Annotated in this window: 11 protein-coding genes; all 11 read left to right on the top strand. The window is 64.6% G+C overall.

All coding sequences use genetic code 11. The features are described 5' to 3' along the window. Positions 1 to 148: 148 nt before the first annotated feature. The 11 genes from J3P84_RS02175 to madM all read left to right on the top strand — a co-directional run bounded on the left by J3P84_RS02175 (position 149) and on the right by madM (position 14,185). A complete protein-coding gene (locus J3P84_RS02175; protein WP_434627388.1) occupies positions 149 to 6,070 on the top strand; it encodes an Hpt domain-containing protein in 5,922 nt (1,973 codons plus the stop codon). Next, positions 6,063 to 6,536, top strand: a complete 474-nt coding sequence (locus tag J3P84_RS02180; RefSeq protein ID WP_434627390.1) for a chemotaxis protein CheW — start codon at positions 6,063 to 6,065, stop codon at positions 6,534 to 6,536. Before J3P84_RS02175 ends, J3P84_RS02180 begins: the two co-directional genes overlap by 8 nt. 396 nt (positions 6,537 to 6,932) lie before the next feature. Further along, a complete protein-coding gene (gene mdcA, locus J3P84_RS02185) occupies positions 6,933 to 8,603 on the top strand; it encodes a malonate decarboxylase subunit alpha (protein WP_434627392.1) in 1,671 nt (556 codons plus the stop codon). Further along, positions 8,604 to 9,479, top strand: coding sequence for a triphosphoribosyl-dephospho-CoA synthase (locus tag J3P84_RS02190; RefSeq protein ID WP_434627395.1), 876 nt, complete (start codon positions 8,604 to 8,606; stop codon positions 9,477 to 9,479). Next, positions 9,479 to 9,778: a malonate decarboxylase subunit delta gene (locus J3P84_RS02195; protein WP_305498200.1), complete on the top strand. Its 300-nt coding sequence runs from the start codon at positions 9,479 to 9,481 to the stop codon at positions 9,776 to 9,778. Before J3P84_RS02190 ends, J3P84_RS02195 begins: the two co-directional genes overlap by 1 nt. Then, positions 9,771 to 10,622: a biotin-independent malonate decarboxylase subunit beta gene (locus J3P84_RS02200; RefSeq protein ID WP_434627398.1), complete on the top strand. Its 852-nt coding sequence runs from the start codon at positions 9,771 to 9,773 to the stop codon at positions 10,620 to 10,622. The genes J3P84_RS02195 and J3P84_RS02200 overlap by 8 nt, the downstream gene beginning before the upstream one ends. Continuing rightward, positions 10,619 to 11,422, top strand: a complete 804-nt coding sequence (gene mdcE / locus J3P84_RS02205; RefSeq protein ID WP_434627401.1) for a biotin-independent malonate decarboxylase subunit gamma — start codon at positions 10,619 to 10,621, stop codon at positions 11,420 to 11,422. Before J3P84_RS02200 ends, mdcE begins: the two co-directional genes overlap by 4 nt. Continuing rightward, positions 11,416 to 12,039 carry a malonate decarboxylase holo-ACP synthase gene (locus tag J3P84_RS02210; RefSeq protein ID WP_434627404.1) on the top strand — a complete coding sequence of 208 codons (624 nt, stop codon included), beginning with the start codon at positions 11,416 to 11,418 and terminating at the stop codon, positions 12,037 to 12,039. The genes mdcE and J3P84_RS02210 overlap by 7 nt, the downstream gene beginning before the upstream one ends. Further along, the gene (mdcH, locus tag J3P84_RS02215; protein WP_434627407.1) at positions 12,036 to 12,956 is read left to right on the top strand and encodes a malonate decarboxylase subunit epsilon; all 921 of its coding nucleotides are present in this window, start codon (positions 12,036 to 12,038) and stop codon (positions 12,954 to 12,956) included. Before J3P84_RS02210 ends, mdcH begins: the two co-directional genes overlap by 4 nt. A 66-nt stretch (positions 12,957 to 13,022) precedes the next feature. Then, positions 13,023 to 13,415, top strand: coding sequence for a malonate transporter subunit MadL (madL, locus tag J3P84_RS02220; protein ID WP_434627410.1), 393 nt, complete (start codon positions 13,023 to 13,025; stop codon positions 13,413 to 13,415). A 5-nt stretch (positions 13,416 to 13,420) separates the two neighbouring features. Then, positions 13,421 to 14,185: a malonate transporter subunit MadM gene (madM, locus tag J3P84_RS02225; protein ID WP_434627413.1), complete on the top strand. Its 765-nt coding sequence runs from the start codon at positions 13,421 to 13,423 to the stop codon at positions 14,183 to 14,185. The last annotated feature ends 57 nt before the right edge of the window (positions 14,186 to 14,242 follow it).

The following is a 14,242-nucleotide window of genomic DNA, read 5'->3' on the forward strand; positions in this document are numbered from 1 at the left end:
GACTGCGAAGCAGTCCCAAAATAGCCAGTCTGGAACATTGATATGGGTTCTGCATTGCTGGGGGCCGCTTCGCAGCCCAGCGGGGATAAATCCCCTCGCCACAAGAGCTGATCCGCTCTGGGGATATGACTGTTGATTTGGAGTCGTTATGGGTGATCGGCACGACTACGTGGCCCTGGAATGGGTCAAGGGCGAGATTGCCGAAACGCTGAAGCAGGCCCACCTGGCCCTCAATCGCCTGGTGGACGACCCCCAGGCGTCGGATGCGCTTGCCCAATGCCTGGCCTGCATTCACCAGGTCCATGGCGGCCTGCAGATGATCGAATTCTACGGCGCGGCGTTGCTGGCCGAGGAAATGGAGCAACTGTGCAGCGCGCTGCAGGACAACCGCATCGCCCACCGCGAGGAGGCGATCAGCCTGTTGCGCCAGGCCCTGGGCCAGTTGCCGGTCTACCTAGAACGGGTGCAGGGTGCTCGTCGCGACCTGCCGCTGGCGGTGCTGCCCTTGCTCAACGATCTGCGCAGTGCGCGGGGCGAGAGCCTGTTGTCGGAGACCAGCCTGTTCAGCCCGGAACTGCCCGATATCGCGCCGCTGGACGAGGACGCCTTGAAGCGGCTCGCGCCGGCGGACCTGCCGAGCACCTTGCGCAAATTGCGCCAGACCCTGCAGGTGGCCCTGGTGGGCCTGTTGCGCGAGCAGGACGACGCGACTCACCTCGGTTACCTGGCCAAAGTCTTTCAGCGCCTTGAAGCGCTTTGCGCCGCAGCGCCGCTCAATGCGTTGTGGCAGGTCGCTTCGGCGTTGGTCGAAGGCATGCGCGAGGGGCGTATCGCCAACAGCCCGGCGCTGCGTAGCCTGTTCAAGGATGCTGACAAGGAACTCAAGCGCTTGCTGGAGCAAGGCATGCCGGGCATCAACCAAGCGGCCCCGCCACACCTGCTCAAGAGTCTGTTGTTCTATATTGCCAAGGCCGAACATCCCAGCGGGCAGATGCAGATCATGAAAGAACGCTACTCACTGGACGACGCGCTGCCCGACAGCGCTATGGTCGATGAAGAACGCGCGCGCCTGGCCGGGCCCGACCGCGATGCCATGCGCTCGGTGCTGGCAGCGCTCTGCGAGGAGCTGGTGCGGGTCAAGGAACGCCTGGACCTGTTCGTGCGCAGCGACCGCCAGCATGCCTCGGAGCTGGACAGCCTGCTGGCGCCCCTGCGGCAGATTGCCGACACCCTGGCGGTGCTGGGTTTCGGCCAGCCGCGCAAGGTCATCATCGATCAACTGGCCGTCGTACTGAGCCTCGCCCAGGGCCAGCGCGAGCCTGATGACGCGACGCTCATGGACGTTGCCGGAGCCTTGCTGTACGTCGAGGCAACCCTGGCCGGAATGGTCGGCACCGTCGAGCCTGAAAGCCGCGAAGACAATCGCCTGCCGACGACCGACCTGACCCAGATCCATCAGATCGTCATCAAGGAAGCCCATACCTGCCTGCAACAGGCCAAGGACATGATCGTCGACTACATCGACGCACACTGGAACAGCGCCCAGCTTGAGCCATTGCCGGCGCTGCTGACCCAGGTCCGCGGGGCGCTGGCGATGATTCCCCTGAGCCGCGCCGCCCGCCTGGTGGAGGCTTGCAACGATTTCATCCGTGAACACCTGCTGCTCGACCCAGCCCAGCCGGGGTGGGAAGCACTCGATCACCTGGCCGATGTGATTACCGGCCTGGAATATTACCTGGAGCGTTTGAGCGAAGACCCGTTGATGCCCGCCGAGAATCTGCTCGACGGCGTCGAGCGGAGCCTGGGCGCCCTCGGCTACTTTCCCGACGAAGCCCGCGTGCCCTTGCTCGATGACCGGCTGAGCCCGAACGAGGCCCAGGTCATGCAGGATTTGCAGGAACTGGACGACCCACAGACCGTGCAATCCCTCGCTGATGTTCTGGCCAGCCCGGTCTCGGCGGTCAACCCGCCGGCCAAAGGCATGCCCGGTAGCCTGCTGCCGCCGCCCGTGGATGAGCATCCGGTGGACGACGAGCTGCGGGAGGTCTTCCTCGAGGAAACCGACGAGGTGCTCGATGTCCTGCGCGAATACCTGCCGCGCTGGGCTGCGCAGCCCGACGACCAAGGCGCGCTCACTGAGCTGCGCCGGGCCTTCCATACCCTCAAGGGCAGCGGCCGGATGGTTCGGGCACTGGTGCTGGGTGAGTTGGCCTGGGCGGTGGAAAACCTGCTCAACCGCGTGCTGGAGCGCAGCGTCGAGCCGGGCGCTTCGGTTCGGCAATTGCTTGAGGACGCGGTGCGATTGCTGCCGGAACTGGTCGCTGAATTCGCTGCCCAGCGCCAATGCCAGCGCGACGACGTCGACCGTCTGGCTGCTCGCGCCCATGCCTTGGCCAAGGGTGGCGATGAGGAAGATGACGACCAGCAGGACGTGGCCGCTCTCGATCCCTTGCTGCTGAAAATCTTCGACAACGAAGCCCAGGGGCATCTGGCCGCGCTTGATCGATTCCTCGACCAGGCCGCCGAACATCTGCCATTGCAGTCCAGCGACGAGCTGCAAAGGGCCTTGCACACGCTCAAGGGCAGTGCATCGATGGCCGGTGTGCTGCCGATCGCCGAACTGGCCGGGGCGATGGACGAGATGGCCCGGGAATACAAGGCGCACCTGATCGCTTTCGACCTGGATGAGATCGAGTTGCTGCTGGAGGCTGAAGGGTTGCTGCGCCGCGGTCTACGCCAGCTGCATAATGAGCCGCTGGCAGCGATTCCCGGCGCCGCGGACCTGATCCAGCGAACCCAGGCACTGTCCGTCGAACGCCTGCAAACGGCTCTCAACACGCCGGACCAGGGCGTGCGAACCAAGCGCGACCCGCAATTGATCAACAATTTTCTCGCCCAGGGCATGGATATCCTGCTGGACGCGGAGAACCTGCTGCGGCGCTGGCAGCAACACTCCGGCGAGGGCCAGGAACTGAGCGCGCTGCTCGATGAGTTGACCACCCTTGGCGAAGGCGCGCATCTGGCCGACCTGCACCCGGTGGACGAGCTCTGCGAAGCCTTGCTGGACCTGTATGGCGCCGTCGAGGAAAGCAGCCTGGCGGTCAGCGACAGGTTTTTCCATGAGGCGCAGCTTGCTCACGAAGCGTTGATCGACATGCTCGACGAATTGGCTGCCGGCCAGCACGTGCGTGCGCAACCTGCCCGGGTGCAGGCCCTGCGCAGCCTGCTCCAGGAAGGCCTAGACCCGACAGCCACGGGACTGATCCGCAGTGACGGCAGCCGCACGTTGAGCATCCGCGAGCTGGGTCATGCGACGGCTGAGATGGAGCGCAGTTCGCCGGCGGCTGTTTCGGTGGACGACGATATCGCCGCGATCTTTCTCGAAGAGGCCCAGGATATTCTCGAAAGCGCCGCACAGGCCTTGCGGCGCTGGCTCGCCGACCCGGAGAACGGCGCGCCGCTGTCCTCGCTGCAGCGTGACTTGCACACCCTCAAGGGCGGCGCACGCATGGCGGATGTGCGGCCGGTGAGCGACCTGGCCGGGGAGCTCGAAACCCTATACGAAGGGCTGGTGGATCGCCGCTACAGTTACAGCGAGGAGCTGGCGCAACTGCTCAACAGCAGTCATGAACGCCTCGATCTGTTGCTCGGGCAACTGCAACAAGGCCAACCGCTGGGCGATCCCGTGGCGTTGATCGACGCCATTCATCGTTTCCGCCAGGACAAGCCGAACGCCATCGAGGTGGCGGGGCATCGGCAAAATGACACGGCGGGCCATGATCCGGAGTTGCTGGAAATCTTTCTAGAGGAAGGTTTCGATATCCTCGACAGTTCCGGGGCGGCGTTGCAACGCTGGCAGGAAGAGCCGTCGAACCGTCAGGCGGTGGAAACCCTGCTGCGCGATCTGCACACCCTCAAGGGTGGCGCGCGGATGGTGGAGATCGGGCCCATCGGCGATCTTGCCCATGAACTGGAGAACCTTTACGAAGGGCTGTCGGCGGGCCTGTTACAACCGAGCCCGGCGCTTTTTGCCTTGCTGCAAGGCAGCCATGACCGGCTGGCCCACATGCTCGATGCCGTCCGTGCCGGGCAGCCGTGCCCGCCGGCCGACCGGCTGATCGCGCAGATCCAGGCGGTCAATCATCCGCAGGACAGCGAGGCGCCCCAGATCGTTACGCCGGTCGAGCCGGCACCGGCCCAGGTCGCGCCGCCGATGCGAGCCGAGCCCGCCGCGCCGGGCGATGGCGCGGACATGGTCAAGGTCTCCGCCGAACTGCTCGACGATCTGGTCAACCTGGCCGGGGAAACTTCGATTTTCCGTGGGCGCATCGAGCAACAGGTCAACGATGCGCGCATCGCCCTGAACGAGATGGAAACGACCATCGAGCGCATGCGCGATCAACTGCGACGCCTGGATACCGAAACCCAGGGGCGGATTCTCAGCCGCCAGCAGGTGGACGCCGAACGACTGGGCTACGAAGAGTTCGACCCACTGGAAATGGACCGCCATTCCCAGTTGCAACAATTATCCCGGGCGTTGTTCGAGTCCGCCTCGGACCTGCTTGACCTCAAGGAAACGCTAGGCCGCAGCAACCACGACGCCGAAAACCTGCTGCAACAGCAGGGGCGCATCAACACCGAGCTCCAGGAAGGCCTGATGCGTACGCGCATGGTGCCGTTCGAGCGCATGCTGCCGCGCCTCAAGCGCATCGTCCGGCAGGTGGCGCAGGAGCTGGGCAAGGACGTCGAGTTCGTGGTCGACAATGCCGAAGGCGAGATGGACCGCAACGTGCTAGAACGCATGGCGGCGCCTCTGGAACATATGTTGCGCAACGCCGTCGATCATGGCCTGGAGCCCGCCGATGTGCGCATCGCAGCCGGCAAACCGGCGCGGGGACGCATCAGCCTGGATCTGTCCCGCGAAGGCGGCGACATCATTTTCGACATCCGTGACGACGGCGCCGGGGTGCCATTGGACGCGGTGCGGCGCAAGGCGATAAAGCGTGGGCTGCTGGCGCCCGACAGCGATATCAGCGACCGCGACGTGCTGCAGTTCATCCTGCAGCCAGGTTTTTCCACGGCGGAAAAAATCACCCAGATCTCCGGGCGCGGCGTCGGCATGGACGTGGTCCACGAAGAAGTGCGACAGCTGGGCGGCAGCATGGTCATCGATTCGACGCCGGGCAAGGGCGTGCATTTTCGTATCCGGCTGCCATTCACCGTGGCGGTCAACCGGGCGCTGATGGTGCAGTGTCACGAAGATCAATACGCCATCCCGCTCAACACCATCGAGAGCATCGTCCGGGTATTGCCCGCCGAACTGGATGGCTATTACCAGCTCGATCCGCCGACCTACACCTACGCCGGGCAACGTTATGAGTTGTGCTACCTGGGCGAGTTGCTGAAAACCGGCGCCCGCCCGAAATTGCTCGGCCAGAGCCAGCCATTACCGGTGCTGCTGGTGCAATGCAACGAACGACACGTCGCCGTGCAGGTAGACGCCACCGCCGGCACCCGGGAAATCGTGGTCAAGAGCCTCGGCCCGCAATTCTCGGCGGTCCAGGGCTTGTCCGGGGCAACGATCCTGGGGGACGGCCGGGTGGTGTTGATTCTCGACCTGCTCGCGCCGATCCGCGCCTTGCCCAACCAGGCGGCGCGCCGTCCGGCCGTGGTGCAAGGCGAGGGCGAGCAGCAGCGGCCTTTGCTGGTGCTGGTGGTGGACGATTCGGTAACAGTGCGCAAGGTCACCAGTCGCCTGCTGGAACGCCACGGCATGCATGTGCTCACCGCCAAGGACGGCGTGGACGCCATGGCATTGCTGGCCGAGCATTCGCCGGACCTGATGCTGCTGGACATCGAGATGCCCCGCATGGATGGTTTCGAAGTGGCGACGCAGGTGCGCAACGACCCGCGCCTGGCGCATCTGCCGATCATCATGATCACCTCCCGCACCGGCCAGAAACACCGCGACCGCGCCATGGCCGTCGGCGTAAACGACTACCTGGGCAAGCCGTACCAGGAGTCGGTGCTGCTCGACAGCATCGCCCACTGGAGCAAGACCCATGCATGAGCACCGCACCAGCCATCTCACAGGTTTGTTGCTGCCGCTTGCCGACCGGCATCTGATCCTGCCGAACGTGGCCGTGGCCGAGTTGATCGACTACCAGAGCAGCGTGTTCGATCTGGACACCCCGCCCTGGTTCCTGGGCTGGGTAAGCTGGCGCGAACGGCAGATCCCGCTGCTGAGCTTCGAGTCAGCCTGCGGCCAGAAGACCGTGATCGGCGAGCGCGCCCGCATCGTCGTGCTCAACGCCCTGGGCGGCCGCCCGGAACTGCGTTTCATCGCGCTGCTGGTCCAGGGCATCCCGCGCTCCTGCAAGCTCGACACCCAGTTGAGCTACGTCGACGTGCCGCTGTGCGGATTGGAGCAGGCGGCCGTGCAAGTGGGCGAGCATGTGGCGAAAGTGCCGGATCTGCTGGCGTTGGAAGAGCTGGTGGTTGCGGCGGGGTTGGTAAGAGTTGAGTCAGCCAACTGACTAATGTAGGAGCGAGCCTGCTCGCGATAGCGGTGGGTCAGGCGACATCAATGTTGGCTTTTACACCGCCATCGCGAGCAAGCTCGCTCCCACAGGGGGACGTGGTGAGCATTGAAGTTCAGGCATGCCGCTAATCCGGCGTCGCCTCTGCCGAAGCGGATCAAATGTCGACCCTAAACCCCTGTGGGAGCGAGCTTGCTCGCGATAGCGATGGGTCAGGCGACATCAATGTTGGCTTTTACACCGCCATCGCGAGCAAGCTCGCTCCCACAAGGGCTCGTAACAATCCGGGCTAACCATTACGCCAACCGTAACGATCCGCCGCCGAGCTTGATTGATGCCCACGCCAAAACACTCCTAAGGTGAGCTCCACGACAGCGAACCCGTGGAGTGGTCATGACAACAACAATATCCCCCGACTCGCGATGGACGCGGCGGCGCAGCGAAAAGCAGCGGCGCCTGGCGTTGGTGAAGGGGCTTGCCGACGGTGTGGTGCTGCCCACCGACAAGATCGTCGCGGCGCTGGAGGCGTTGATCCTGCCCGGCGACCGTGTGGTGCTGGAGGGCAATAACCAGAAGCAGGCGGACTTCCTGTCCCGCTCTCTGGCGAAAGTCGACCCTTCGAAGCTGCATGACCTGCACATGATCATGCCCAGCGTCGGTCGTTCCGAGCACTTGGACCTGTTCGAACGCGGCATCGCCCGCAAGCTCGATTTCTCGTTCGCCGGCACGCAGAGCCTGCGCATCAGCCAGTTGCTGGAAGACGGCCTGCTGGAAATCGGCGCGATCCACACCTACATCGAGCTCTACGCCCGGCTGGTGGTCGACCTGATTCCCAACGTAGTGCTTTCGGCCGGTTTCATGGCCGACCGCGCCGGTAATATCTATACCGGTCCCAGCACCGAAGACACCCCGGCGCTGATCGAACCGGCGGCGTTCAGCGACGGTATCGTCATTGTTCAGGTCAATCAGTTGGTGGACGACGTCAGCGACCTGCCCCGCGTAGACATTCCAGCATCCTGGGTCGACTTCGTGGTGGTGGCCGACAAGCCGTTCTACATCGAGCCGCTGTTTACCCGCGACCCGCGCCACATCAAGCCCGTGCATGTCTTGATGGCAATGATGGCGATTCGCGGGATCTACGAAAAACACAACGTCCAGGCGCTCAACCACGGCATCGGTTTCAACACCGCCGCCATCGAATTGATCCTGCCGACCTACGGCGAAGCACTCGGACTGAAGGGCAAAATCTGCCGCAACTGGACGCTCAATCCGCACCCGACGCTGATCCCCGCCATCGAAAGCGGCTGGGTCGAGAGCGTGCATTGCTTCGGCACCGAACTGGGCATGGAAAACTACATCGCCGCCCGGCCTGACGTGTTTTTTACCGGGCACGACGGTTCGCTGCGTTCCAATCGAATGGTTTGCCAACTGGCCGGGCAGTACGCGGTGGACCTGTTCATTGGCGCCACATTGCAGGTGGACGGCGACGGCCATTCCTCCACCGTGACCCGTGGCCGACTGGCCGGTTTCGGCGGCGCGCCGAACATGGGCCACGACCCGCGCGGTCGCCGTCACGGGACGCCGGCCTGGCTCGACATGCGCCACGGCGACGGCGAGGCGCCGCTGCTCGAACGCGGCAAGAAACTGGTGGTGCAGATGGTCGAAACGTTCCAGGAGGGCGGCAAACCGACCTTCGTCGACACCCTCGACGCGGTGGACGTGGCGAAGAAAGCCGGCATGCCCCTGGCGCCGATCATGATCTACGGCGACGACGTTACCCATCTGCTGACCGAAGAAGGCATCGCCTACCTGTACAAGGCCCGCTCCCTGGAAGAACGCCAGGCAATGATCGCCGCCGTGGCCGGGGTCACCGCCATCGGCCTGCGCCACGACCCGAAAGACACCGCGCGCATGCGTCGCGAAGGGCTGATCGCCTTGCCCGAAGACCTCGGAATCCGCCGCACCGACGCCACCCGCGAGTTGCTCGCGGCCAAGAGCGTGGCCGATCTGGTGGAATGGTCCGGTGGCCTCTACAACCCGCCCGCCAAGTTCAGGAGCTGGTAAATGCGCGCCCTTAATCTGCAACCCAAGACCTTATCCCTGGCTGAGCGTTTGGCCGACCTCGCGGTGGACGCGTTGATCGATGAAGCCGACCTCTCGCCCAAACCGGCCTTGGTGGACCGTCGCGGCAGCGGCGCCCACACCGATCTGCACCTGGGCCTGATGCACGCTTCGGCGTTGTCGTTGTGGCCGGCGTTCAAGGAAATGGCCGAGGCCGCGCTCGACTGCGGCGAGATCGGCTTGCCACTGCGTGAAGCCCTGGGGCGCATCGGCCGGGAAGGTGAAGCCGCGATGCTCACCACCACGGGCGGTGTGAATACTCACCGGGGCGCGATCTGGGCTTTGGGCCTGTTGGTCGCTGCGGCGGCGCTGGAACCTGAATCCAGTGGCGCTGGCGCCGTCACGTTGCGTGCCGCCCGCCTGGCCTTGCTCAACGACCGTCATGCGCCTCAACCCTTGAGCCACGGCGCCCAAGTGGCCCGGCGCTACGGCGCCCGCGGTGCCCGGGAGGAAGCGCAACTGGCATTTCCGGCGGTGACAACCCTGGGCCTGCCGCAACTCAAGCGCAGCCGCGCGGCCGGCGTCGGCGAACAGAACGCCCGCCTTGATGCCTTGCTGGCAATCATGACCCGCCTGGCTGACACCTGCGTGCTCTATCGCGCCGGCGAAGCGGGTTTGCAGGCGATGCAACAGGGCGCCAGAGCGGTGCTCGAAGCCGGCGGTAGTGCGAGCCTGGGTGGTCGCCGCCAATTGCACGCGCTGGACCAACAACTGATTGCCTTGAACGCCTCGCCCGGCGGCGCCGCCGACCTGCTCGCCGCCTGCCTGTTTCTCGACCGTATCGAGCGCAGTGATGGCCTCTTTCCAGGAGTGTGCTGATGCAAACCTTATCCTTTGAATTCACCGCCGGGCAGCCGCCACGGGGCCGGGCGCTGGTCGGCTGCGTCGGCTCGGGCGATCTCGAAGTACTGATCGAACCCGGGCTGGCGGGCAAGCTGACCATCCAGGTGCAGACCTCGGTCAATGGCAGCGAGCAACGCTGGCAACACTTGTTCGCGCGCATGTTCGACGGCCAGACGCCTCCCGCGATGGCCATCGAAATTCACGATTTCGGCGCCACCCCCGGCGTGGTGCGTCTGCGCCTGGAACAAGGCTTCGAGGAGATCGGCCATGACTGACAGCGCTGCGTTGCTCAACAAGCACAGTTTCGTCGAGCTCGGTGCCCGGCAACGGGCCAGGGCCTTGCTCGATGACGGTACGTTCCGCGAACTGCTCGACCCCTTCCAGCGAATCATGTCGCCGTGGTTGCTGCGTCAGGGCGTGGTCCCGCAAAGCGACGATGGCGTAGTGATCGCCAAGGGCGAGCTCGACGGTTTGCCGGTGGTCATCGCCGCCATTGAAGGCGCGTTCCAGGGTGGCAGCCTCGGTGAAGTCGGCGGGGCAAAGATCGCCGGTGCCCTGGAGCTGGCGGCCGAGGACAATCGCAAAGGCATCCCGACCCGCGCCGTGTTGCTGCTGGAAACCGGCGGCGTGCGTTTACAGGAAGCCAACCTCGGGCTCGCGGCAATTGCCGAGATCCATTCGGCGATTATCGACCTGCGCCAATACCAGCCGGTGGTTGGCGTAGTCGCTGGCAGCGTCGGCTGTTTCGGCGGCATGTCCATCGCCGCCGGGCTGTGCAGTTATCTGCTGGTGACGCAGGAAGCGCGGCTGGGGCTGAACGGTCCGCAGGTGATCGAGCAGGAAGCCGGCATCGATGAGTACGACTCCCGCGACCGTCCGTTCATCTGGAGCCTGACCGGTGGCGAACAACGTTTCGCGACCGGGCTGGTGGACCGCTACGTCGCCGATGACGTGGCGCAGATTCGTCGTCAGGTCTGCGAACTGTTGCATCTGGGTGTGCCCACTGAACAGCGCAGTGGCCAAGCCAGACTGTTCCTCCGGCGCCTGTCGCGCCTGGACACCGAGGTGCAAATCGAACCGGCAGCGGTTCGCCAGTTGTATCGGGGAGAACGTCCATGAATACATATTCTTTGAGGGGCCTGCGCTGGTTCGAGGCCTTGAGCGGTGGCGTCAAACCGTTGGAAGGCTTGCCCGCTTCGCTGAAAGTGGCCGATGTCCAACTCGGCGAACAAACCGCGCGTCTGTTGGCTGTCGTGGCCGATCCCGCCAACCGTTTCCCTCGGGCGCGCAATGGCGAAGTCGGTTTGCTCGAAGGCTGGGGCCTGGCCAAAGCCGTGGACGACGCCATCGCGGCCGATCGCAACGCGGCCAGCAAACGTGTACTCATCGCCATCGTCGACGTACCGAGCCAGGCCTACGGTCGGCGTGAAGAAGCGCTGGGCATTCATCAGGCTTTGGCCGGCGCGGCGGACAGTTATGCGCGGGCCCGACTGGCCGGGCATCCAGTGATCGGCTTGCTGGTAGGCAAGGCGATGTCCGGTGCGTTCCTCGCCCACGGCTACCAGGCCAACCGGTTGATCGCCTTGCGCGACCCGGGCGTGATGGTCCATGCGATGGGCAAGGCTTCGGCGGCACGGGTGACCTTGCGCAGCGTCGAGGAACTCGAAGCCCTGGCCGCCAGCGTGCCGCCGATGGCCTACGACATTGACAGCTTCGCCAGCCTGGGACTGCTCTGGGAGACCTTGTCGGTAGAACAGATCGAGCAGCCGACGGCGGCGGATCTGGCGCGGGTGAGCGACTGCTTGCTCCAGGCGATCAACGACGTGGCGGGCACGTCTCGGGATCTCAGCGGTCGCCTGGGCGCTGTTCACCGGGCAGCGTCCAGCCACGTTCGGCAATTGTTGAGGGCGCAATGGTGAGCATGCTCCTGGCCCATGACCTGCTCTGGGGGATGACTGCTGTGCAGTTGCCTGCGGATGCGCCGGGCTGGGCTGTCGAGTCGCTCGACCTCGGGCAACCGGTCGTGGTGCGCCGGGCGCTGTCCTCGCCTGGACACATCGCCGTAGGCTTGCGCGGTCGCTCTCGCGGACAGCGCTACGCCGCATCAATGCCGGTGGCGACGATCCAGCGCCGGGTGCGCCCTGAAGAACTCTGCCATGTCCAATCCCCGCGCGACCTGCCGGCCTTGCAAGCGCTGGCCGAGTTGCGTCCGTTGCTCGACGCCAGTGGCTGGACCTGGGGCGTCAGCGGCAGTGCCGGGTTTGAGCTTGCCACGGGCATCGAGGCGCTGCATGAGCGCAGCGACCTGGACTTGATCCTGAGGACGCCGCATCGCCTGGATCGCCGCCAGGCCAGGAACCTGCTGGCGCAGCTGGACGCCTCGGTCTGCAGCGTGGACATGCAATTGCAGACGCCCTGCGGCGCCGTCGCCCTGCGCGAGTGGGCGGGTTCGTCGCGTCGGGTCTTGCTCAAGGATGATATCCAGGCACGATTGGTCAGCGATCCATGGCAGCCATCGTGGGAGCAGGTCGCGTGAGCAGCCTCCTGGTTTTCCCCGGCCAGGGTGCACAGCGCGTGGGCATGCTCCATGGCTTGGCGCCGCAGATTCTGGACGAGGCGAGTGACGTGCTCGGGGAGGATGTCTTGCAGCTCGACACTGCCCAGGCGCTGCGATCGACTCGCGCCGTGCAGCTGTGCCTGTTGATCGCCGGCGTGGCCGCTTCCCGTCGATTGCTGGAACAGGCCCCCGCGCCGGATTACGTGGCGGGACTGTCCATCGGCGCGTACCCGGCGGCGGTCATGGCCGAGGCGCTGGGGTTCGAGGACGCGTTGCGGCTGGTCAGCCTGCGCGGCGAACTGATGCAGCAGGCGTATCCGCAAGGCTACGGCATGACGGCAATCATCGGCCTGGACCTCGCGGCCGTGGAAACCTTGCTCGCCCAGGTGCACAGCGCAACAACGCCGGTGTACCTGGCCAACATCAACGCCGATAACCAGGTAGTCATCGCCGGCAGTGATGAAGCCATGGGCTACGTCGCCGAACGGGCTCGCAACCAAGGTGCCGGCAAGGCCTGCCGGTTGGCGGTCAGCGTGCCGTCCCACTGCCCGCTGCTGGAGGCTCCGGCGCGGACGTTGGCCCAGGCCTTTGCCGAAGTACCCTTGAAAACTCCGGCGCTGGGCTATCTCAGCGGCAGTCGCGCCCGACCGGTGATAAAGGCCGACGCGCTGCGCGACGACCTGGCCTTCAACATGTGCCGCGTCGTCGACTGGCGCGGCACGGTGCAAAGCGCCTACGAGCGTGGCGTGCGTCTGCAGATCGAGTTGCCGCCCGGCGCGGTGTTGACCGGGCTGGCGCGCCGGGTGTTCGAGCAGGGCACCGTCATGGCTTATGACGGCGCGCGGCTCGACACCCTGCAAGCGCTGTTGCAAGAGGAGGGAAGCCGCCGACCCTAGACACCGACTCAAGCTGGCGAAGCACAAAAACAACAACTTCGACGATGCACTTTGAGGACTACAACAATGATTATCTATGGTGTGGCGTTTCTGGCTTTTTGTACCCTGGTGGGCATTTTCATCGGTGAGCTGCTGGGCAAACTGATTGGCGTACCGGCCAACGTTGGCGGCGTCGGCATTGCAATGCTGTTGCTGATCGGCCTGGGCAGCTACCTGAACAAACGCGGCTTGTTCAAGGGCAAGTCCGAAGCTGGCGTGGAGTTCTGGAGCGCCATCTACATTCCGATCGTGGTGGCGATGGCGGCGCAGCAAAACGTCTATGGCGCACTGAAAGGCGGGCCGATGGCGATCCTCGCCGGGACCCTTGCGGTGGTGATTGCCTTTGCGTTGGTGCCGGTGCTGGTACGCATCGGCAACAAAGACCCTCAGGCCGATGTTTCCGTCAAGACGGTCGGGTGATTGCCATGTACGAATCCATGATGAAAGTCATCACCGGCTACGGTCTGATCAGCGGGTTTGCCATTGTCGGCATCACCATGTGGGTGTCCTACTGGATCAGCAATACCTTCACCAAAGGCCGCCTGCATGGTTCGGCCATCGCGATCCTGCTGGGGCTGGTGCTCTCGTATATCGGCGGTGCAATGACCGGGGGGCAAAAAGGTGTGGTGGACATTCCACTGCTTTCCGGGATTGGTTTGCTGGGCGGCGCCATGCTGCGGGATTTCGCCATTGTCGCCACGGCGTTCGGCGTGAGTGTCGAGGAGCTCAAGCGCGCCGGTTTCGTCGGGGTGCTGGCGTTGTTCGTTGGAGTCGGCACCTCGTTCATTGCCGGCGTCGGCGTGGCGATGGCCTTCGGTTATACCGATGTGGTGAGCCTGACCACGATCGGTGCCGGAGCGGTGACCTATATCGTCGGGCCAGTGACCGGGGCGGCCATCGGGGCCAGTTCCGAGGTGATGGCGTTGTCGATTGCCGCCGGGTTGATCAAGGCGATCCTGGTCATGGTGGCGACGCCGTTCGTGGCGCCATTCATCGGTCTCAACAACCCTCGTAGCGCGGTGATCTTTGGTGGGCTGATGGGCACCTCCAGCGGCGTTGCCGGCGGCCTGGCGGCGACGGATCCCAAGCTCGTTCCGTATGGTTGCCTGACGGCGGCGTTCTATACCGCCCTTGGCTGCTTGCTCGGGCCTTCGCTGTTGTTCCTGATCATGCGGGGACTGATGGGGTAGGACTTCGGCTTTTCGCTTACCGCGCTGGCGCCCTCGCGAGCAGGCTCGCTCCCACAT

It is taken from the genome of Pseudomonas sp. Z1-29 (assembly GCF_051131995.1).
Classification (GTDB): domain Bacteria; phylum Pseudomonadota; class Gammaproteobacteria; order Pseudomonadales; family Pseudomonadaceae; genus Aquipseudomonas.